This window comes from Cellulomonas humilata (genome assembly GCF_030814415.1).
GTDB classification, from domain to species: domain Bacteria; phylum Actinomycetota; class Actinomycetes; order Actinomycetales; family Cellulomonadaceae; genus Cellulomonas; species Cellulomonas humilata_A.
This window is the reverse complement of the sequence record NZ_JAUSVB010000004.1, coordinates 408,069-428,202: the sequence shown is the minus strand read 5'-3', so window position 1 is coordinate 428,202 and position 20,134 is coordinate 408,069. Positions and strand designations below refer to the sequence as shown.

Here is a 20,134-nt window from a genome sequence, read left to right as displayed (position 1 = left end):
CCGAGGGAGTGGCCCGATGGGGTGGCTGTGGTGGATCGGGGCGGCGCTCGCCCTGGGCATCCTCGAGATGCTCTCGCTCGACCTCGTGCTCGCGATGTTCGCCGGCGGAGCCATCGCAGGCGCGATCGCCTACCTGTTCGGGGCCTCCGTTCCCGTGCAGTTCGTCGTCGCTGCACTGACCTCGGTCCTGCTGCTGTTCACCCTGCGCCCGTGGCTCCTGCGGCACCTGCGCGCGCGGATGCCTCTGGTCGAGACCAACGCCGCCGCACTGGTCGGTCGCGAGGCGGTGGTCGTCTCGACCGTCACCGGCGAGGGCGGCCGCGTCAAGCTCGCCGGCGAGGTGTGGAGCGCCCGGGTGGACGCCGCGCAGACGATCCCGCCCGGCACCGAGGTCCGCGTGGCGCGGATCGACGGCGCCACGGCGATCGTCGCCCCGGTCCCCGGGCTCTGAGCCCACCGTCTCGTACGTCGCGCGGGCAGCTCGTCCGCGCATGACCCCCTGGAGGATCCATGTTCGACGCGAACGGTGGGCAGATCGCCCTGTTCATCGTGCTCGGGCTCGTGCTGCTGTTCGTCATCATCGCGCTCGTGCGGGCGGTCAAGATCGTCCCGCAGGCCGTCGCGATCATCGTCGAACGGCTCGGCCGCTACTCGCGCACGCTGGACGCCGGTCTGCACCTGCTCATCCCGTTCGTCGACCGGCCGCGCGCGTCCGTCGACCTGCGCGAGCAGGTGGTGTCGTTCCCGCCGCAGCCGGTGATCACGTCGGACAACCTCGTGGTGAGCATCGACACGGTCATCTACTTCCAGGTGACCGAGCCCAAGTCCGCGGTCTACGAGATCGCCAACTACATCCAGGGCATCGAGCAGCTGACGGTGACCACCCTGCGCAACGTCGTCGGGTCGATGGACCTCGAGCAGACGCTGACCAGCCGCGACCAGATCAACGGCCAGCTGCGTGGCGTGCTCGACGAGGCGACCGGGCGCTGGGGCGTGCGCGTGAACCGCGTCGAGCTCAAGTCGATCGACCCGCCGGACAGCATCAAGGGCTCGATGGAGCAGCAGATGCGCGCCGAGCGTGACCGGCGTGCGGCGATCCTGACGGCCGAGGGCTTCAAGCAGTCGCAGATCCTCACGGCCGAGGGCGAGAAGCAGGCGGCGATCCTGCGGGCCGAGGGTGGCGCGCAGGCGGCGATCCTCACGGCGGAGGGTGAGGCGCGGGCGATCCTGCAGGTCTTCGACGCGGTGCACCGCGGCGACGCCGACCCGAAGCTGCTGGCGTACCAGTACCTGCAGACGCTGCCGAAGATCGCCGCGAGCCCGTCGAGCAAGATGTGGTTCCTGCCGTCCGAGCTGACCAGCGCGCTGGGCGTGTTCGCCAAGGGGTTCGGCGGGCCGGTCACCGACGACGGCAGCCTGCCGGACTCGGGCCGCGCCGCGGGGACGTCGCCGCTCGGTGACGACCTGCCGCCCACCACGCTGACGGACCCGGCCGAGGCGTTGGCCGAGGCGCGTCGTGAGTCGGCGGCGGCGACCGCGGACGCGACGAGCTCCGGCACGCTCAGCGGGCTCCCGTTCGACCCGTCCGTGGAGCTGGGCCAGCGACCCGGCGGGGGAGCGGTGCCGCCGCGGTCACCCGAGCCGCCGCCCGAGGACGCACCGCCCGCCTGACCGAAGGGCCGGATCCCCGACAGGGGTCCGGCCCTTCACCATGTTCGCTCACAGCGAACCGAATGCGCTTGTCGGAGTGAGCGCTCACTCAGTTAACATCGCGGCGTGGAGACAACCATCGGTCCCGGGCGCGGTCGGGCCACACCCCTGCCGCCCGACGAGCGCCGCGCCGCGATCCTGCTGGCCGTGCGACCGGTGATCCTGGCGCGCGGGGCCGCCGTCACGTCCCGCGAGCTGGCCGAGGCCGCCGGGGTGGCGGAAGGCACTCTCTTCCGGGTGTTCACCGACAAGGTCACGCTCGTCCGCGAGGCCGTGCTGGCCGCGGTCGACCCGGCCGACGCGATCCCGGAGATCGCGGCGATCGACCGGACCCTGCCGCTGCGGGACAAGCTGCTGCTCCTCATGACGCAGGCCCAGGCGCACGTGAGCGAGTCGATGCGGTGGATGAGCTTGCTGCACGAGGTCGGTCGCCTCGAGCCGGCGGGGCCGACCGGGGAGCAGCGCGAGGCCGCGATGCGCCAGTGGGGCCGCCGACAGCAGGCCGGGACCGCCGCGGTGACCGTCGCCGTGTCGGAGCTGTTGGACCTCGACGCGCACCAGCTGCGGCTGCCCCTCGCCGACGTCATCGAGCTGTTCAACACCGTGCTCCTGGGCGCCACCATCCGGACCGTCGACGCGTCCCGCCGCGGGCTCGACACGGGCCCCCCGGCCCCCGAGCAGCTGGTCGACCTGATCCTCCATGGCGTCCTCACCCCCATCTCGTCCGACAGGAGCTCGTGATGCTGGTCAAGCTGCTCAAGGAGCACCTCAGGCCGTACCAGGCGGCCGTCGTCGCGGTGATCGTGCTGCAGCTGGTGCAGACGATCGCGACGCTGTTCCTGCCCAGCCTCAACGCGCGCATCATCGACGACGGCGTGGCGAAGGGCGACACGGCGGAGATCCTGCGGCTGGGCGGCATCATGCTCGGCGTCAGCCTCGTGCAGGTGATCGCCGCGGTGGTCGCGGTCTACTTCGGCGCGAGGACGGCCATGGCGTTCGGGCGCGACGTGCGCAAGCGGCTGTTCGGGCACGTGCAGACGTTCTCCGCGCAGGAGGTCGCCACGTTCGGTGCACCGACGCTGATCACGCGCACGACCAACGACGTCCAGCAGGTGCAGATGGTGGTCCTGCTGACGTTCACCATGATGATCATGGCGCCGATCCTGCTGGTCGGCGGTGTCATCATGGCCATGCGCGAGGACGTCGGGCTGTCCGCGGTCCTGCTGGTCTCGGTGCCCGTGCTCGCGATCGTCGTCGGCCTGATCGTGACGCGGATGATCCCGTACTTCCGGTCCATGCAGAAGCGGATCGACGCCATCAACCGGGTGCTGCGCGAGCAGATCGCCGGCGTCCGCGTGGTCCGCGCGTTCGTGCGCGAGCGCCGCGAGTCCGAGCGGTTCGCCGCCACCAACACCGACCTGTACGACACGTCGCTGCGCGTGGGCAAGCTCATGGCGCTGATGTTCCCGATGGTCATGCTCGTGCTCAACGCGACGACGGTCGCCGTCCTGTGGTTCGGTGCCCAGCGCATCGACGCGGGCGCCCTGATGATCGGGCAGCTCACGGCGTTCCTGTCATACATCGCCTACATCCTCATGGCGGTCATGATGTCGACGATGATGTTCGTGATGGTCCCGCGGGCCGTCGTGTCCTCCGAGCGCATCGGCGAGGTGCTGGACACCAGCACCTCCGTCGTCCCGCCCGCCCAGCCCGCACAGCTGCGGACCGGGTCGGACTCGCGGCCGGGGCTGCTCGAGCTGCGTGGGGTGGAGTTCCGCTACCCGGGGGCGGAGCGGGCGGTGCTGCACGGCGTCGACCTGGTGGCCGAGCCGGGGAAGACGACCGCCATCATCGGCTCGACGGGTGCGGGCAAGACGACCTTGCTCAACCTCATCCCGCGCCTGTTCGACGTGACCGGCGGCGAGGTCCTCATCGACGGCGTCGACGTCCGAGCGCTCAGCCCGGACCAGCTGTGGGGCCAGATCGGCCTCGTCCCGCAGAAGCCGTACCTCTTCGCCGGCACCGTGCGGTCCAACCTCGAGTACGGGCGGACGGGCGCGACCGACGAGGAGCTCTGGCACGCGCTCGAGGTCGCCCAGGCCCGGAACTTCGTCGAGGCGCTCGACGAGGGTCTGGACGCGCCGATCGCGCAGGGCGGGACCAACGTGTCCGGCGGGCAGCGCCAACGGCTGGCCATCGCGAGAGCCCTGGTCAGACGGCCGAACATCTACCTGTTCGACGACTCGTTCTCGGCGCTCGACTACGCGACCGACTCGCGGCTGCGTGCGGCTCTGGCCCCGGAGACGCGCGAGGCGACCGTGCTGGTGATCGCGCAGCGCGTGGCCACCATCCGGCACGCCGACAGCATCGTCGTGATGGAGGACGGACTGGTGGTCGGCGTCGGGACGCACGCCGAGCTGCTGGGGTCGTCGGAGACGTACCAGGAGATCGTGTACTCGCAGGTCAGCGTAGAGGAGGCGGCATGAGCACCGAGACCCGGCGGCTCCCTCCGGCAGCTGCACGTCGCGGCCCCGGCCCGATGATGAACATGGGCATGCCCGGCGAGAAGTCGATGAACTTCCGTGGGTCCGCCCAGCGGTTCCTGCGCGAGATGCGCTCGGAGCGGGCGCCGATGGCGGTCATCGTCGTGCTCGCGATCGCGTCCGTCGTGCTCGCCGTCATCGGGCCGAAGCTCCTGGGCGACGCGACGAACATCATCTTCGACGGCGTCATCGGCACCCAGCTGGGCTCCGCCTTCCCGGCGGGGACCACGACCGACGAGGCTGTCACGGCGTTGCGGGCCAGCGGTCAGGGCACGCTCGCGGACGTCGTCGCCGGCAGCGGCGCGGTGCCCGGCGTGGGGATCGACTTCGACCAGCTGTGGCAGCTGCTCATGATCGTGCTGGCGATCTACGTGGGGTCGTTCCTGTTCGGCTGGCTGCAGGGGCGGCTCACCGCGGTCGTCGTGCAGCGGACCGTCTACACGATGCGCCAGGACGTCGAGGCGAAGCTGTCGCGGCTGCCGCTGAAGTACATCGACTCCCAGCCGCGCGGCGAGCTGCTCAGCCGCGTGACCAACGACATCGACAACGTCGCGCAGACCCTCCAGCAGACGCTCTCGCAGCTCATCACCTCGGTGCTCACGGTGGTCGGCGTGCTCGTGATGATGTTCGTCATCTCGCCGCTGCTCGCCGTGATCGCGCTGGTCACCGTGCCGCTGTCCATCGCCATCGCGGGAGCCATCGCCAAGCGCTCCCGGCCGCAGTTCATGGAGCAGTGGGCGTGGACGGGCAAGCTCAACGCCCACATCGAGGAGATGTACACGGGGCACTCGCTGGTGACCGTGTTCGGGCGCCAGGCCGAGGCGGCGGAGGTGTTCGCGGAGCGCAACGAGAAGCTCTACGACTCCAGCTTCCGGGCGCAGTTCATCTCCGGGATCATCCAGCCCGCGCTGGGCTTCGTGGCCAACCTCAACTACGTGATCGTCGCCGTCGTCGGTGGTCTGCGCGTGGCGTCGGGGACCATGACCCTCGGCGACGTGCAGGCGTTCATCCAGTACAGCCGGCAGTTCACGCAGCCGATCACGCAGATCGCGTCGATGGCGAACCTGCTGCAGTCCGGGGTGGCGTCCGTGGAGCGGGTGTTCGAGCTCCTGGACGCCGACGAGCAGTCGCCCGACCCGCAGGACGCGACCCCGCCGGTGCAGCCCACCCAGGGGCGCGTGGCGTTCGAGCACGTGGCCTTCAGCTACTCGCCCGACAAGCCGCTCATCCAGGACCTGTCGCTCGTGGCCGAGCCGGGGGAGACGATCGCGATCGTCGGGCCCACCGGTGCCGGCAAGACGACGCTCGTGAACCTGCTCATGCGGTTCTACGAGGTCGACGGCGGACGGATCACCCTCGACGGCGTCGACACCCGGGACCTCACCCGGGACGCGCTGCGCTCGCAGATGGGCATGGTGCTCCAGGACACGTGGCTGTTCGGCGGCACCCTGGCGGAGAACATCGCCTACGGCGCGACCGGGGCGACGCAGGACGAGATCGTCGCCGCGGCGGAGGCCACGCACGTCGACCGGTTCGTGCGGACGCTGCCCGACGGGTACGACACCGTGGTCGACGACGAGGGGGCCAACGTCTCGGCGGGGGAGAAGCAGCTGCTCACGATCGCGCGTGCCTTCCTGGCGGACCCGCCGATCCTCATCCTCGACGAGGCGACGTCCTCGGTGGACACCCGCACCGAGGTGCTGGTCCAGCAGGCCATGAACGCGTTGCGCCACGGCCGGACGTCGTTCGTCATCGCCCACCGCCTGTCCACCATCCGTGACGCCGACACGATCCTCGTCATGGAGGACGGCGCGATCGTCGAGCAGGGGTCGCACGACGAGCTGCTCGCGGCGGGCGGCGCCTACGCGCGGCTGTACGCGAGCCAGTTCGCCGCGGCGGTGGCGCCGGTGGATTGAGCGCGGGGATCGGCGACGTACCCTCGGGCCCATGCCCAGCCCCACGACCACCGGGTTCCCCCGCGACCGGATGACGATCGCGTTCTACGGGTCCTTCGTCGTGTGGGGCTGGCTGCTGTACAGCTTCAACCCGAGCGTGCCGCTGCTCGCCGACGAGCTCGGGATCAGCGACGCGCAGGCCGGGCTGCACGGGACCGCGATGGCCGCCGGCGGCATCCTCGCGGCGTTCGCCACGCCGCGCTTCGTGCGCAGTCACGGGCGGCGTACCGCGATCCTGGTCGCCTGCGGGCTCATCGCCGTCGGGGCGTCCGGCCTGGTCGCGGCCCCGTCGCTGGCCTGGAGCCTGCCCGCGATGGTGGTCCTGGCGCTCGGGGGCAACATCGCGATCAGCGCCGCGCAGGCCGGGGTCGCGCTGCGGCACGGGAGCAAGGCGTCGGCGGCGCTGACCGAGGGCAACGGGATCGGCTCGTCGATCGGGCTCGTCGGACCGCTGGCCGTCGGCGTCTGCGTGGCGGTCGGCTGGGGCTGGCGGCCCGCGGTCGCCGTGACGGTCGTGCTCGCCCTCGTGGCGGCGCTCGTCGTGTCCCGCATCCCGGTCGGGGGTGCGATGACGCCTCCGCACGTCCCCGGTGCGACCTCCGCCCATGTGGTCCGCGCCCGCACCACGGTGCCGGGCTGGTGCTTCCTCGTGACGATGGTCGCCGCCATCGCGATGGAGTTCGCCACCACGTACTGGGCGACCGGGCTGGTCCTGGAGCAGACCGGTGCGGGTCCCGGGATCGCCGCGGCGACCACCGCCGGCCTGGTGGCCGGGATGTCGGTGATCCGGTTCGTCGTCGGACCGCTGTCGCTGCGGGTCGCGCCGGTCTGGCTGCTGGCCGTCGCGTTCGTCGTCGCCATCGGCGGCTGGGCGATCCTGTGGACCGCGACCACGCCGACCGTCGCCATCGTCGGCCTGTTCGTCGCCGGGCTCGGCTACGGCGCGCAGTACCCGCTGTCGGTCGCCCTGCTGCTGGCCACCGCACCGGGCCGCACGGACGCGACGCAGGCCCGTGCGACGCTCGCGGGCGGGCTGGCCATCGGCGTCGCACCGTTCGCGCTCGGCGCGCTGTCCGACGCCGTCGGGACCCACCGGGCGTTCCTCGTCGTCCCCGTCGTCGCCCTGGTCGGCGCGCTGATGGCGGTGCTCGGCGGGCGGGCGGCGCGACGAGAGGCGGTCCCGGTCGTCGACCTGGCGACCGGCGTGGCGGCGGACCGATAACGATTTCGAGCGTGGCAGGCTGGTCCGATGCCCCTCCCGCAGCACCGGCGCGCCGACGCCGTCGTCACGATCCTCGACGCCCACGGACGTCCCCTCGCCGACACCGACGTCGTCGTCGAGCAGCGGCGGCACGCGTTCCTGTTCGGCAACATCGGCTTCGACTTCATCGCGCTCGCCAACCAGGAGGGCGACGCGGCCGAGCCCCCGGCGTTCGGCGGGGCGTCCGTCCAGACCGCGACGGCGCTGGCCGACCTCTGGCTCGACGTGTTCAACTCCGCGACGCTCCCGTTCTACTGGGGCAACTTCGAGCGCGTGCGTGGCCGCCCGGACACGACACGGATGCTCACGGCGGCGCGCTGGTTCGCGGAGCGGGGCGTCGTCGTCAAGGGGCACCCGCTCGCCTGGCACACCGTCTGCGCGCCGTGGCTGCTCGACCTGAGCACCGACGAGATCGCGGACGCGCAGGACGCCCGGATCCGACGCGACGTGGCCGACTTCGCCGGGGTCATCGACACCTGGGACGTGATCAACGAGGTCGTGATCATGCCGGTGTTCGACAAGGAGCCCAACGGCCTGACCCGGCTGGCGTGGGACCGCGGACGCATCCCGACCGTCCGGCTCGCGTTCGACGCCGCCCGCCAGACCAACCCGTCGGCCACCCTGCTGCTCAACGACTTCGACATGTCGACCGCGTACGAGTGCCTCATCGAGGGGGTCCTCGAGGCGGGGATCCGGATCGATGCGATCGGCCTGCAGAGCCACATGCACCAGGGCTACTGGGGTGAGGAGAAGACGCTGGCCATCCTCGACCGGTTCGCGCGCTTCGGGCTGCCGCTGCACCTGACCGAGACGACGCTGGTCTCCGGCGACCTCATGCCCGCGCACATCAAGGACCTCAACGACCACCAGGTCGCCTCGTGGCCGTCGACCCCCGAGGGGGAGGTGCGGCAGGCCGACGAGCTCGAGCGGCACTACCGGACCCTCGTCGGGCACCCGGCCGTGCAGGCGGCGACGTACTGGGGGATCACCGACGACGGCGCGTGGCTCGGCGCACCCGCCGGGCTCGTCCGCGCCGACGGCACCCCCAAGCCCGCGTACGACGCGCTGCGCCGGCTGGTCAAGGACGAGTGGTGGCTGGCGCCGACGACCCTGCGCACCTCCTCGACGGGCCGCGTGCCCGTGAGCGGTTTCCTCGGGACCTACACCGTCGACGGGACGCTGTTCGAGCTCACGCACGACTCGGAGGTCGTCGTCCGGCTGGAAGGATGACCCGGTGCCCGTCGCCTCCGTCCAGCCCGTCACCGACCCCGCCGACGAGCGGCTCGCCGACTACGTCTCGCTGACCGACGTCGCGCTCCGCTCCCGGCAAGAGCCCGCCAAGGGCCTCTACATCGCCGAGAGCTCGACGGTCCTGGGCCGCGCGCTCGCGGCCGGCCACCGCCCGCGGTCCGTGCTGCTGTCGCCGCGCTGGCTGCCCGACCTGGAGCGGCTGCTCGCCGGGCTGCCCGCCGACGACACCGTGGTCCCGGTGTACGTCGCCGAGGAACCCGTGCTCGAGGCGATCACCGGGTTCCACGTGCACCGGGGGGCGCTCGCCGCGATGCACCGTCCGGTCCTCGAGCCGGTGGCCTCCCTGCTCGCCGGCGCCCGCCGCGTCGCGGTGCTGGAGGACATCGTCGACCACACCAACGTCGGGGCCGCCTTCCGGTCCGCCGCCGCGCTCGGGGTGGACGCCGTGCTCGTGACCCCGCGGTGTGCCGACCCGCTGTACCGGCGGTCCGTCCGCGTCTCGATGGGGACCGTCTTCCAGGTGCCGTGGACGCGCATCGACCCGTGGCCCGACGGCATCTCCGTGCTGCGCGAGGCGGGGTTCGTCACCGCGGCGCTGGCCCTGTCCGACGACTCGATCACGCTCGACGAGCTGGTCGCGGACCCTCCCGAACGGCTGGCGCTGGTGCTCGGGGCCGAGGGGCACGGGCTCAAGCCGGTGACCGTGGCTGAGTCCGACCTGGTGGTGCGCATCCCGATGGCCGGCGGGGTGGACTCGCTCAACGTCGCGGCGGCCGCGGCGGTCGCGTTCTGGGCCACGCGGCTCGCGGCTCAGGTTCCGGGCGAGTCTTCGCGCGGCAGCGTGTAGCGCAGGAAGCCGAGGGTCCGCGACCACGTCTCCGCGCGGGCGTGCTGGGTGAGCACCGGATCCCCGCCGAACCGGAACGTCACCCCCGGACCAGGACCCTCGCTGGCGGTCAGGCCGCCGGGCGGTCCGGCAATCAGGTGCCCGACGGAGTCGAGGACCACGTTCGCCCACGGGTACGGGTGACCGGCGAGCCGGTCGGCGGCGACCTGGTGATACGCGGGGGAGTCCCACATCTGGTCGTGGCTCCCCGCGACGAGCAGGACCCCGCCGCGGATGCGCTCGACCGGGATGCTCACCAGGTCCAGCGCGACGGGATCCGCCGGCAACGCCGCGAAGGCGTCGCGCAGCGCCACCGGTTCGTGGTTCTCGATGGTCCGGGCGAGCTCGGGGGTGACCTCGTAGGGCAGGAACGGCAGCGGCTCGCCGCCGACGGTCCAGGCCGGTCCGGACGACCGGAGGATCGCGTCCAGCGGGCCCGCCCCGTAGTCGATGCCCTGCGTCACCACCCCGCTGCCGACGATGCTGACCACGGACCCGACGCGCTCGTCGCGGCTGCCCGCCAGCAGCGCCGCCTCACCGCCGCGGGACCCGCCGAGCAGCCCGATCGATCCTGGCGCGAACCCCTGTGCCTCCAGCAGGTCGAGGGCCCGCGTGAAGTACTCCAGCGGCACGTCGACGAGGTCGGACGGCACCCCCGGGGCGCCGAAGTAGGCGAGAGCGAGCGCGGCGAACCCGGCCTCGGCGAGCGCGACGGCGTCCCGCTCGTGCATCCCGCCCTCGGACCCGCCGATCACGACGACCGCGCGCTCGGCGCCGGAGACGGGCCGCAAGAGCACGCCCGCGATCCCGTGCGCCCGGCACACCGCGCGGTCCCTGGTGACGCGGTGGGTGGTCCGGCTCATGCCGCGCCACCCTAGCGACGGGCGCCCACACGTCGCTGCCGTCGTGGGCGGTGTCCTGGGTGCTCAGCGGTGCTGGCCGCGATGACCCCGGGGCAGCCGGCACGCGCGTCCCGCGCGGGGGAGCCACGCGCCGCACGACGTCTCAGCCGTCGGGTCGACGACGGTCACGGGGACGTCGACGGCCGAGGCCGGGTCGGGATCGGTGGCGGTGCCCGGTTCCGCGACCAGGTCCAGCAGCTCGGTGGCGACGTAGACGGTGCGGGTGCGGTCGGCCTTCCTGTCCGGTCGCAGCACGCCCGCGGCAGCCAGCGCGTCCAGGGCGTTGCGGGCGGCGACGGCGGTGACCTCGTACCTGCCGGCGGTCGTCGCGGCATCCAGCACCGGGTGCGTCGGCAGGTCGGTGACCACCCGGTGCGCGACCCCGCGCCGGACGCGGCCGGTCGACGACCTGTCCCGCAGGTAGGCGTCGAGGGCCTCGGTCTGCCGTTGCTGCCACTGCGTCACCCGGCCCGACAGGCGGAGTGCGTCCGCGGCCGCCGCGGTGACGGCCTCGGCGATCACGCGCACGATGGCGAGGCCCTGGTCGCCCTGGCGGTAGGTGTCGAGGGCGGTGTAGTAGCGCTCGCGGTCGCGGAACAGCGCCGTGCTGACGGGCAGCGTGATCTGCGGGGCGACGCCGTAGCGGGCCAGGACGGTCCCGATGAGCACGCGGCCCGCGCGGCCGTTGCCGTCGGCGAACGGGTGGATGGTCTCCAGCTGGGCGTGCGCGAGGGCTGCGGCGAGCACGGGCCGGTGCCGGCGCGAGGACAGGTACGCGTCGACGTCGTCGAGGAGCCTGGGCACCTGGTCGTGCGGCGGGGCGTTGTAGTGCGCCTCCAGAGGGGTCCGCCCGCCGATCCAGACCGGTTCGGTGCGGACACCCGCGTGACGCGGTGCGATCAGGCGCTGGAGCTCGACGACGTCCCACACGAGGGACACCTCGGGGTCCTGGGCGCGTTCCACGGACGACCGCACCGCCTGCAGGGTGCGGGCGACGGTGACGGCGGACTCCCGGCCGCGCGCGACGAAGTCCGCGACGGCGACCGCCCTCGGCGTCGGCTCGTAGCCCTCGATGAGGGACGACGCCGCCGCCTCCGAGCGCACGAGCAGGTCGCCGATCTGCCCGAGACCCGTGTGCGCCGCGAGGTCGGCCGCTTCGCGCGCGCGACTCTCCGCCTCCTCCAGCAGCGCGTCGAGGTGCGCGTCGAGGGGGACGTCGAGATCGAGCAGCGAGTCGGGGACGAACGCCCGGTAGCTACCGGCGCGCGTGAACCGCCGGGGGACGCCGTCGGTCACGCGCGGCGTCCACTGCTGCGTGACGTAGCTGCCCATGCCCACCTCCCCGGTAGCGTCGTAAAGTTGACTCCGATGCTACTCGAGGAAAGTTTAAGTGAGGGCGAGCCCCTCGATCAGGTCGACGCCGGGTGCCCGGGCCAGCAGTGCTCCGGGCAGCGCGATCTTCGAGCGGCGGATCCCGCTGCCGATGATGACGGTCGGCCCGGCGTCGGGGTCGTCCACCGCGATCCGGCCGTCCACCAGCACGCGGTAGCGGGCAGGCAGGCCGAGCGGGGTGATGCCGCCGTACTCCATGCCCGACTCCTCGACGGCGCGGTCCGTGGGCAGGAACGACGCCTTGCGGACGTCGAGCAGCCGCTTGACGGTGGCGTTCACGTCGGCGCGCGTCGTGGCCCGGACGACGGCCGCAGCCACCCGCTCCTCACCCTCGCGGCGTCCCGCGACCAGCACGCAGTTGGCGGACGCCGCCGGCGGCAGCCGGTAGGCCTCGGTGAGCGCGGCGGTGTCCGCCAGGGCGGGGTCGATCTCCGTCACCAGGACGGCGTCGGCCACGGTCGGGTCCTGCGCCGCCCAGGCCTCGATCGCGGCGAGCGTGGAGACGGCGAGCAGGTCGGGGCGGTCGAGCGCGCGCACCCAGGGCAGTGTTCCGAGCGTCACCGCTGGTAGGTCCCGACGAGGATCGCCCGGGCGAGCGTGTGGAAGAGCACGGCCGTGTTCGCGGCGCCCGGCATCGTGTCCGGCCCGAGCCCGAGCGACGGCACGTCGAGGGCGTGCACGACGAAGAAGTACCGGTGCACCTGGTCGCCGGGCGGGGGAGCGGCGCCCACGTACCGGGCCTCGCCGTCGTCCCCACGCAGCGCGAACGCCCCGGCGGGCAGGTCTGCACCCCGGGCCAGCGACGTGGTGGTCACCGGGACGTCGACCACGGTCCAGTGCCACCAGCCGGCGGGACCGGGGGCGTCCGGGTCGAAGCAGCTCACCAGGAACGACTGCGTGGCGGCGGGGAAGCTTTCCCACGACAGCTGCGGTGAGACGTTGCTGCCCGCGTCGGTGTTGGTGTGGACGTCGGGGAGGCGCTCGCCGGGCCGGAGGTCCTCGCTGGTCAGCGTGAAGTCGGGGACCGACGGGAGCAGCGAGTACGGGTCGGGGGCGACGGGACGGGTGAGGTTCACAGCCATGCCGACATCATGGCGCGGTGACCAGCGGCTCGCTCGTGGTCGTCTCGGGTTCCGGGCGTCCGACGAGCGCCCGGGAGGGCAGGAGCCGGTCGAGGCCGACGAGCGCGAGACCCAGGACGAAGAAGCCGACGCCGTAGATCAGCACGTTCAGCAGGAGGCCGCCGTAGCCCAGCTCGGAGACGTCGATGAAGCCGTACGGGTAGTCGCTGCCGGGGCTCAGCACGCCGCGGACCGTCGTGAACGCGCAGTACGCCACGGGGTAGAGCAGCCAGTACGCGGCGTTGCGGATGCGCAGGCGGCGGTGCGGGACCATGAGCACGAAGTGCACGAACGCCGCGATCGGCGTCAGCCGGTGCACGATCTGGTCCCGGGTCAGGCCGAGCGCGACGATCTCCTCGCCGGGAGGTGCCGGGTCGAGGATGAGGTACGAGACCAGCCCGGTGATGAGGATGAAGAGCGTCACCGCGCCGAACAGCCAGGGTGCCGGTTCCTTGCGACGGGCGAGCACGGCGACGCCGCCCCAGAGCATCACGACCGCGAGCAGCAGGTTCGACTGGTTGGTGAAGTAGACGTAGTCCTCGAGGTCGAACGCCAGACCGGTGCTCGGCGCCCAGAACAGCGCGAGCAGGCCGATCCCGGCAAGCGCGAGGCGGTAGATCCCGACGACGACTCCCATGGCGTGCCTCTCTGCTGACGCCGGCCACGCTGCCGGGCGACGAGAACATAGCCGAGACCTGCGACGTCGTGGTCGCTGGCACGCCGACTCCACCCGCTGTCTCCCTGCTTCCCCCGACCGGGCGACGCCGGATTGACAGTCCCGGAGTGTCAGCGTGTACTGAGATACTTCGAACAGATGTTCGATGAGGTCTCCGGGAGCACCCTCTCATCGGCTGATCGGGAGGAGGGTCGCATGGCCGTCGGCACCATGTCGCGCGAGGACCGAGCCGTGCTCGCACGGGCCGCTCTCGCGCGCGCGGAGCAGCGCACGGGGGCGCGCAGCGTGCTGCCGCTGGGCGGCCTCGGGGCACCGTCGGGACCCGGCCCGGAGGCTCCCGCTCCCGCGCTGATGGTGCTGCCGCACGCGCCCGAGGTCCCCGCCGAGCAGCCGACCACCGGGATCATCACCAGCGAGCGCCCGCCGATGGCGGTCCCGCCGCCGCTGGCCCCGATCCTGCCCGAGGGGCTGCGCCGCGGTGGCACCACGGTGGTCACCGGATCGACGTCGCTGGTGCTGGCCGTGCTCGCGCACGCGTGCGCCGGCGGGGCGTGGGGGGCCGTGGTCGGCCAGCCCACCATCGGCCTGCTCGCGGCGGCCCAGGCGGGCGTCTCCCTCGACAGGCTGGCCGTGGTGCCGCGCCCCGGCCTCGAGGCGCCGAGCGTGGTGTCGGCGCTGCTCGACGGCGTCGACGTGGTGGTCGTCGGACCGGAGGCCGCGCTGACGGACACCGACCGCCGCAAGCTGTCCGCGCGCGCCCGGGACCGTGGCTCGGTGCTCCTGTCGACGGTCGACTGGCCGGGCGCCGGGGTGGTGCTCACGGTCGAGTCGGGTCGGTGGACGGGGATCGACGCGGGCGAAGGGCGCCTGCGCACCCACGAGATCCGGCTGCTCCGCACCGGCCGGGGCAGCGCCGCGGTGCCGCGGTCGCTCGACCTGACCCTGCCCATCGGCTCCGTGCCCGTGCCTGCGCCGCCCGCCGAGGCTCCCGCACCGGGTCTGAGGCTCGTCGGATGAGTACCCGCACGACCGTCCTGTGGGTCCCGGACTGGCCGGTGGTGGCCGCCGCGACCTCCGAGGAGGTGCCCCCGCACGTGCCCACCGCGGTGCACGACGGTCGGCAGCTCACCGCGGTGTCCGCCCTCGCGCGGGCGGAGGGTGTGCGCCGGGGGATGCGACGTCGCCAGGCGCAGGGGGTCTGCCCGGAGCTGGTGCTGCTGCCCGCCGACGACGCCCGCGACGTGCGGCTGTTCGAGCCGGTCGCGGCGGCCGCCGAGACCGTGGTGGCGGGCATCGAGGTGGTCCGCGCCGGGATGCTGCTGCTGCCCGCGGGCGGCGCCAGCCGGTACCACGGCTCCGAGGACGCCCTGGCGGAGAAACTCATCGACGCCGTCGCCGCAGGCTCGGGCCACGAGTGCGCGGTCGGCACCGCGGACGGGCTGCTGGCCGCGGTGCTGGCCACCCGGACCGGCGCGGTGGTACCCCCGGGGGCGTCGGCCGCGTACCTGGCGACGCGCGCGATGGGCGAGCTGGTGCACGCAGCGGTCACCGACGAGGCCGCGTCCGCGGTGGCCGAGCTGGTGGACCTGCTGCACCGTCTGGGCCTGCGGCAGCTCGGCCACCTCGCCGCACTTCCCCCCACGGACGTGCACGCCCGCTTCGGGCGGCTCGGTGCGTGGGCGCAGCTGCTCGCACGCGGGGACGACGAGCGCCCGCCCGCCCGCCGTCGGCCGGAGGCCGACCTCGAGGTGGCCGCCGACCTCGACCCGCCGCTCGACCGGGTCGACTCGGCGACGTTCGCCGGCCGCCGGCTGGCCGAGGAGCTGCACGCGCTGCTCGTGCAGCACTCGGTGACCTGCGGCCGTCTGCAGATCTCCGCACGCACCGACGAGGGCACCGACCTGGTGCGGACCTGGCGCACCGACCTCGGCGGCTGGGGCGGGCTGACCCCGGCGCGGATCACCGACCGGATCCGCTGGCAGCTGGAGGGGTGGCTGGCCGCCGGTGCGGTCGAGACCGCCCGGGCCCGCGTGGCCGACGACCCCGCCGCCCGCGCCCGCGCACGGACCGCCCGGGACGCCGTGGCGTCGGGCCGGGACCCCTGGGCGCACGACGACCTGCCGACCGACCCCTGGCCCGACGAGGACTCTCGGGCGGTCTCCCTGGTCCACCTCGCGGTCACCGCCCTCGACGTCGCCTCGGCCGGTGCCGAGCAGGGGCGCCTGTGGGGCGGGCCGTCGGGCGGCGACCTGCGGGCGCACCGGGCGCTGGACCGGGTGCAGGGGATCGTCGGCGGTGCGGGGATCCTCGTCGCCACCCTGCAGGGCGGGCGCGACGTGCGCGACCAGGTGCACCTGCAGCCGTGGGGTGAGCAGACCGAGCCCGCACGGCCCGTGGACCGGCCCTGGCCGGGTCGGTTGCCCGACCCCGCGCCGGCGACGGTGCTGGACCCGCCCGAGCGGGTCGACGTGCGGGACGCGTCGGGGACGCCCGTGGTCCTCGACGTGCGCAGCGGGATGCGCGGCGAGCCGGCCTGGGTGCGGTGGCTGCCGCGAGGGTCGGACGAGGAGCACGACGTACGGCGGAGGCGCGAGACGCCCGGTCATGCGGCGCGGGGGCGACGTCGGGCTGATGCGTGGGACGTCGCCGTCGCGCGGTTGCGGTCGGCCGGAGACGAACCACGCGCCGTCGCCGGGTGGGCCGGGCCGTGGCTGCTGAGCGAGCGGTGGTGGGTGGCCGCCGACGACCGCCCCCGCCTGCGGGCGCACCTGCAGGTGACGTTCGACGACGGCCGCGCGGTGCTCCTGGCGTGCACCGCGGACGGGTGGACGTGCGAGGCGACGTATGACTGAGCGGTCTGCACACTTCCCCCCGCGGTACGCCGAGCTGCACGCGCACTCCGCCTTCAGCTTCCTCGACGGCGCCAGCCAGCCCGAGGAGCTCGCTGCGGAGGCGTCCCGGCTGGGGCTGGGCGCGCTCGGGCTCACCGACCACGACGGGCTCTACGGCGTGGTCCGGTTCGCGCAGGCGGCCAAGGCGGTCGGGCTGCCGACCGTGTTCGGGGCAGAGCTGCACCTGCCCGCCCCCGACGGGCGTCGGCACCCCCGGGAGAAGGCCAGGGCCACCCCGGGGCCGCCCGTGCTGGACCTGCCGACCGGCGTCCCGGACCCGCGGGCGTCGCACCTGCTCGTGCTCGCCCGCGGACCCGACGGCTACCGGGCGCTGTCCCGCGCGATCGCGGAGGCGCACCTGCGCACGGGCCAGAAGGGGGCCGCGGACTACCGGCTGGAGGAGCTGGCGGCGACCGCGGCCGGGCAGTGGCTGGTGCTCACCGGCTGCCGCAAGGGATCCGTGCGGCGGGCGCTCGCGGGCGGGGACCCGTCGGGCGTCGCCGGCGTGAGCCCCACCGGGATGGAGGCCGCCCGGACCGAGCTCGACCGGCTCGTCGCACTGTTCGGCCGCGACAACGTGGCCGTCGAGGTCACCGCGGCGGGCGACCCCTACGACACCGACCGCGCCGACGCCCTCGCCCACCTCGCGGCCGACGCCGGGCTCCCGCTCGTCGCCACCGGGAACGTGCACTACGCCACCCCGCGCGACGCCGACCTGGCCGCCGCGCTCGCGGCGGTCCGTGCCCGGTCGTCGCTGGAGGACCTGGACGGCTGGCTGTCGGGCGGCCCGATGGCGCACCTGCGGTCGGCCACCGAGATGCTCGCGCTGCACCGCCGGCATCCTTCGGCCGTGGTGACCGCGGCGGACCTGGCCGACGAGTGCGCGTTCGACCTGTCCCTCGTCGCGCCGCAGCTCCCGCCCTACCCGGTGCCGCCCGGCCACACGGAGGCCACGTGGCTGCGGGAGCTGGTCCGGCTGGGCGCGCTCGAGCTGTACGGGCCGCCGGAGTCGGAGAAGGTGCCCGGCGCGTACGCGCAGCTGGCGCACGAGCTCACGGTCATCGAGGACCTCGGGTTCCCGGGGTACTTCCTGGTGGTCTACGACCTGGTCGACTTCTGCCGGCGCAACGGGATCATGGCGCAGGGTCGTGGCTCGGCCGCCAACTCCGCGGTCTGCTACGCGCTGCGGGTCACCGCCGTGGACGCGGTGCGGCACGGTCTGCTGTTCGAGCGGTTCCTGGCGCCCGAGCGCGACGGGCCGCCGGACATCGACGTCGACATCGAGTCCGCGCGCCGCGAGGAGGTCATCCAGTACGTCTACGAGAAGCACGGCCGGACGCACGCCGCGCAGGTGGCCAACGTCATCTCCTACCGGCCGCGGTCGGCGGTCCGGGACGCCGCCCGAGCGCTCGGGTACGACGCGGGCCAGCAGGACGCGTGGGCGCAGTCGATCGAGCGGTGGGGGAGCCTGCGACCGGCTGCGCCGCCACCGCCGCCCGAGAAGCCGTCCTCCAGCCGCCGGCAGCCCCGTCCGCACGTCGGCCACACCGGACCGGTACCCGACGCCGCTGTGACCACCGCGCGGGACGAGCGCCGGCGCACGCAGGCGTCGATGTGGGGCAACACGTGGGAGCCGCCGTCGGTGCTGCGTGCCCCGAAGGGCGTCGACACCCCGGGCCTGGTGACCGCCGACGGCCACGACGTCGTCCCGACCGTCCTGCCGCCGTCGGCCAGCGACCTCGACGAGATCCCCGAGCACGTCATCGACCTGGCGGACCGGTTCCTGCGCCTGCCGCGGCACCTCGGCATCCACTCGGGCGGGATGGTCATGTGCGACCGGCCGGTCATCGAGGTGTGCCCGGTGGAGTGGGCGCGGATGCCGGGTCGCACGGTGCTGCAGTGGGACAAGGAGGACTGCGCGGACGCTGGGCTGGTCAAGTTCGACCTGCTGGGCCTCGGCATGCTGACGGCGCTGCGCATCGGGTTCGGGTTCGTGGAGGAGCACGAGGGCGAGAAGCTCGACCTGCACGGGCTGCCCGCGGAGGACGTGCGGGTCTACGACCTGCTCAGCGCCGCCGACACCGTCGGGGTGTTCCAGGTGGAGTCCCGCGCGCAGATGGGAACCCTGCCGCGCCTGCAGCCGCGGACGTTCTACGACATCGTCATCGAGGTCGCGCTCATCCGTCCCGGTCCCATCCAGGGCGGCTCGGTCCACCCGTACATCGAGCGCGCGCACGGCCGCCAGCCCGTCACGTACCTGCACCCGCTGCTGGAGAAGTCGCTGGCCAAGACCAAGGGCGTGCCGCTGTTCCAGGAGCAGCTCATGCAGATGGCCATCGACGTCGCCGACTTCACGCCCGCCGAGGCCGACCAGCTGCGCCGGGCGATGGGCTCGAAGCGGTCGACCGAGCGGATGGAGGCGATGCGGGGGCGGCTGATGTCCGGCATGGCCGGGCACGGGATCGACGAGAAGACCGGGCAGGAGATCTTCGACAAGCTCAAGGCGTTCGCCGACTTCGGGTTCCCCGAGTCGCACGCGTACTCGTTCGCGTTCCTGGTCTACGCCAGCGCGTGGCTGAAGGTGTACCACCCGGCGGCGTTCTACGCGGGGCTGCTCGCGGCGCAGCCGATGGGCTTCTACTCGCCGCAGAGCCTGGCCGCGGACGCCCGCCGGCACGGCCTGGAGGTGCTGCGCCCGGACGTGCAGGCGTCCGACGTGCAGGCGGTCGTGGAGCGGCTGGGTCCGACGCCGGCGGGCGGGGAGCCGCAGCTGGTGCCGACGCCGAGCGGCACCGGTCCGGTCACCGCCCCGGGGGTGCGGACGGGCGACGGCGCACGGTCGCTCGCGGTCCGGCTGGGCCTGGCGTCGGTGCGGTCGGTGGGGGAGGACGTCGCGCAGCGGGTGGTCGACGAGCGTCGCGCGCACGGCCCGTTCGCGGACCTGCGGCAGCTGGTGCGGCGGGTGCAGCTGTCCACCGCCCAGCTCGAGGCCCTCGCCACCGCGGGAGCGCTCGACAGCCTGGGCGTCACCCGTCGTGAGGCGCTGTGGGCGGCCGGTGCGCTCGCGCAGGAAGGACCGGACACGCTGCCCGGTGTCTCCGTCGGGGTCAGCGCGCCCACGCTGCCTGGCCTGAGCGACGTCGAGATCGCGACCGCGGACGTGTGGGCGACCGGTGTCTCGGTGGACTCCTACCCCACGCAGTTCGTCCGCGACGGGCTCGACGCCGCCGGGGTCCTGCGCGTCGAGCAGGCGTACACGCACGAGATCGGTCGACGGGTGGCTGTCGCCGGTGTGGTCACGCACCGGCAGCGACCCGGCACCGCAGGCGGGATCACGTTCCTGTCCCTGGAGGACGAGACCGGCCTGCTCAACGTCATCTGCTCGGCAGGGCTGTGGCAGAAGTTCCGCAAGGTGGCCCGCACGTCCCGCGCGCTCGTCGTGCGCGGCCGGCTGGAACGCTCCGACGGCGCGACCAACCTGGTCGCGGAGCACCTGACGCCCATGTCGCTGAAGGTCAGGTCGGCGTCGCGGGACTTCCGGTGAGG

Annotated in this window: 16 protein-coding genes; 11 read left to right on the top strand and 5 right to left on the bottom strand. The window is 73.5% G+C overall.

Going from position 1 to position 20,134, the window contains the following annotated elements; translation table 11 throughout:
* Positions 1–16: 16 nt before the first annotated feature.
* The 8 genes from J2X26_RS16075 to J2X26_RS16040 all read left to right on the top strand — a co-directional run bounded on the left by J2X26_RS16075 (position 17) and on the right by J2X26_RS16040 (position 9,567).
* Positions 17–451 (top strand): NfeD family protein, encoded by a 435-nt coding sequence (locus J2X26_RS16075; protein ID WP_307493710.1) that lies wholly within the window; start codon positions 17–19, stop codon positions 449–451.
* A gap of 59 nt (positions 452–510) precedes the next feature.
* Positions 511–1,671 carry an SPFH domain-containing protein gene (locus tag J2X26_RS16070; protein ID WP_307493709.1) on the top strand — a complete coding sequence of 387 codons (1,161 nt, stop codon included), beginning with the start codon at positions 511–513 and terminating at the stop codon, positions 1,669–1,671.
* A 105-nt stretch (positions 1,672–1,776) separates the two neighbouring features.
* Positions 1,777–2,451, top strand: a complete 675-nt coding sequence (locus tag J2X26_RS16065; RefSeq protein ID WP_307493708.1) for a TetR/AcrR family transcriptional regulator — start codon at positions 1,777–1,779, stop codon at positions 2,449–2,451.
* Positions 2,451–4,196 carry an ABC transporter ATP-binding protein gene (locus J2X26_RS16060; RefSeq protein ID WP_307493707.1) on the top strand — a complete coding sequence of 582 codons (1,746 nt, stop codon included), beginning with the start codon at positions 2,451–2,453 and terminating at the stop codon, positions 4,194–4,196. The genes J2X26_RS16065 and J2X26_RS16060 overlap by 1 nt, the downstream gene beginning before the upstream one ends.
* Positions 4,193–6,169 carry an ABC transporter ATP-binding protein gene (locus tag J2X26_RS16055; protein ID WP_307493706.1) on the top strand — a complete coding sequence of 659 codons (1,977 nt, stop codon included), beginning with the start codon at positions 4,193–4,195 and terminating at the stop codon, positions 6,167–6,169. The genes J2X26_RS16060 and J2X26_RS16055 overlap by 4 nt, the downstream gene beginning before the upstream one ends.
* Positions 6,170–6,200: 31 nt before the next feature.
* Complete coding sequence (locus J2X26_RS16050; RefSeq protein ID WP_307493705.1) at positions 6,201–7,430, top strand: MFS transporter; 1,230 nt, start codon at positions 6,201–6,203, stop codon at positions 7,428–7,430.
* A gap of 27 nt (positions 7,431–7,457) precedes the next feature.
* Positions 7,458–8,699 (top strand): endo-1,4-beta-xylanase, encoded by a 1,242-nt coding sequence (locus tag J2X26_RS16045; protein ID WP_307493704.1) that lies wholly within the window; start codon positions 7,458–7,460, stop codon positions 8,697–8,699.
* A 4-nt stretch (positions 8,700–8,703) separates the two neighbouring features.
* Entirely contained in the window at positions 8,704–9,567 is an 864-nt protein-coding gene (locus J2X26_RS16040) for a TrmH family RNA methyltransferase (protein ID WP_307493703.1), read from the top strand.
* Here the strand turns inward: J2X26_RS16040 and J2X26_RS16035 are convergent.
* The 5 genes from J2X26_RS16035 to J2X26_RS16015 form a co-directional block, all read right to left on the bottom strand.
* On the bottom strand, positions 9,531–10,469 hold the full coding sequence (locus J2X26_RS16035; protein ID WP_307493702.1) for an alpha/beta hydrolase: 939 nt from the start codon (positions 10,467–10,469) through the stop codon (positions 9,531–9,533). The genes J2X26_RS16040 and J2X26_RS16035 overlap by 37 nt on opposite strands.
* Before the next feature lie 63 nt (positions 10,470–10,532).
* Complete coding sequence (locus tag J2X26_RS16030) at positions 10,533–11,840, bottom strand: Fic family protein (RefSeq protein ID WP_307493701.1); 1,308 nt, start codon at positions 11,838–11,840, stop codon at positions 10,533–10,535.
* Between the two features lie 54 nt (positions 11,841–11,894).
* Positions 11,895–12,461, bottom strand: a complete 567-nt coding sequence (locus tag J2X26_RS16025) for a YbaK/EbsC family protein (protein ID WP_307493700.1) — start codon at positions 12,459–12,461, stop codon at positions 11,895–11,897.
* Complete coding sequence (locus tag J2X26_RS16020; RefSeq protein ID WP_307493699.1) at positions 12,458–12,982, bottom strand: YbhB/YbcL family Raf kinase inhibitor-like protein; 525 nt, start codon at positions 12,980–12,982, stop codon at positions 12,458–12,460. The genes J2X26_RS16025 and J2X26_RS16020 overlap by 4 nt, the downstream gene beginning before the upstream one ends.
* A gap of 7 nt (positions 12,983–12,989) precedes the next feature.
* Positions 12,990–13,658: a Pr6Pr family membrane protein gene (locus J2X26_RS16015; protein WP_307493698.1), complete on the bottom strand. Its 669-nt coding sequence runs from the start codon at positions 13,656–13,658 to the stop codon at positions 12,990–12,992.
* Positions 13,659–13,892: 234 nt separating this feature from the next.
* Here J2X26_RS16015 and J2X26_RS16010 point away from each other — a divergent pair, with 234 nt between their 5' ends.
* The 3 genes from J2X26_RS16010 to J2X26_RS16000 are packed head-to-tail and all read left to right on the top strand — an operon-like array spanning position 13,893 to position 20,132.
* On the top strand, positions 13,893–14,714 hold the full coding sequence (locus tag J2X26_RS16010) for a hypothetical protein (RefSeq protein WP_307493697.1): 822 nt from the start codon (positions 13,893–13,895) through the stop codon (positions 14,712–14,714).
* On the top strand, positions 14,711–16,549 hold the full coding sequence (locus tag J2X26_RS16005; protein ID WP_307493696.1) for a DNA polymerase Y family protein: 1,839 nt from the start codon (positions 14,711–14,713) through the stop codon (positions 16,547–16,549). Before J2X26_RS16010 ends, J2X26_RS16005 begins: the two co-directional genes overlap by 4 nt.
* Positions 16,542–20,132, top strand: coding sequence for an error-prone DNA polymerase (locus J2X26_RS16000; protein WP_307493695.1), 3,591 nt, complete (start codon positions 16,542–16,544; stop codon positions 20,130–20,132). The genes J2X26_RS16005 and J2X26_RS16000 overlap by 8 nt, the downstream gene beginning before the upstream one ends.
* Positions 20,133–20,134 lie beyond the last annotated feature (2 nt).

Excerpts from the sequence above, each read along its gene's own strand:
- J2X26_RS16020 (WP_307493699.1), bottom strand. The coding sequence starts at position 12,982 with ATGGCTGTGAACCTCACCCGTCCCGTCGCCCCCGACCCGTACTCGCTG.
- J2X26_RS16000 (WP_307493695.1), top strand. The coding sequence starts at position 16,542 with ATGACTGAGCGGTCTGCACACTTCCCCCCGCGGTACGCCGAGCTGCAC.
- J2X26_RS16060 (WP_307493707.1), top strand. The coding sequence starts at position 2,451 with ATGCTGGTCAAGCTGCTCAAGGAGCACCTCAGGCCGTACCAGGCGGCC.
- J2X26_RS16010 (WP_307493697.1), top strand. The coding sequence starts at position 13,893 with ATGGCCGTCGGCACCATGTCGCGCGAGGACCGAGCCGTGCTCGCACGG.
- J2X26_RS16075 (WP_307493710.1), top strand. The coding sequence starts at position 17 with ATGGGGTGGCTGTGGTGGATCGGGGCGGCGCTCGCCCTGGGCATCCTC.
- J2X26_RS16070 (WP_307493709.1), top strand. The coding sequence starts at position 511 with ATGTTCGACGCGAACGGTGGGCAGATCGCCCTGTTCATCGTGCTCGGG.
- J2X26_RS16005 (WP_307493696.1), top strand. The coding sequence starts at position 14,711 with ATGAGTACCCGCACGACCGTCCTGTGGGTCCCGGACTGGCCGGTGGTG.
- J2X26_RS16050 (WP_307493705.1), top strand. The coding sequence starts at position 6,201 with ATGCCCAGCCCCACGACCACCGGGTTCCCCCGCGACCGGATGACGATC.
- J2X26_RS16035 (WP_307493702.1), bottom strand. The coding sequence starts at position 10,469 with ATGAGCCGGACCACCCACCGCGTCACCAGGGACCGCGCGGTGTGCCGG.
- J2X26_RS16055 (WP_307493706.1), top strand. The coding sequence starts at position 4,193 with ATGAGCACCGAGACCCGGCGGCTCCCTCCGGCAGCTGCACGTCGCGGC.
- J2X26_RS16030 (WP_307493701.1), bottom strand. The coding sequence starts at position 11,840 with ATGGGCAGCTACGTCACGCAGCAGTGGACGCCGCGCGTGACCGACGGC.
- J2X26_RS16045 (WP_307493704.1), top strand. The coding sequence starts at position 7,458 with ATGCCCCTCCCGCAGCACCGGCGCGCCGACGCCGTCGTCACGATCCTC.
- J2X26_RS16015 (WP_307493698.1), bottom strand. The coding sequence starts at position 13,658 with ATGGGAGTCGTCGTCGGGATCTACCGCCTCGCGCTTGCCGGGATCGGC.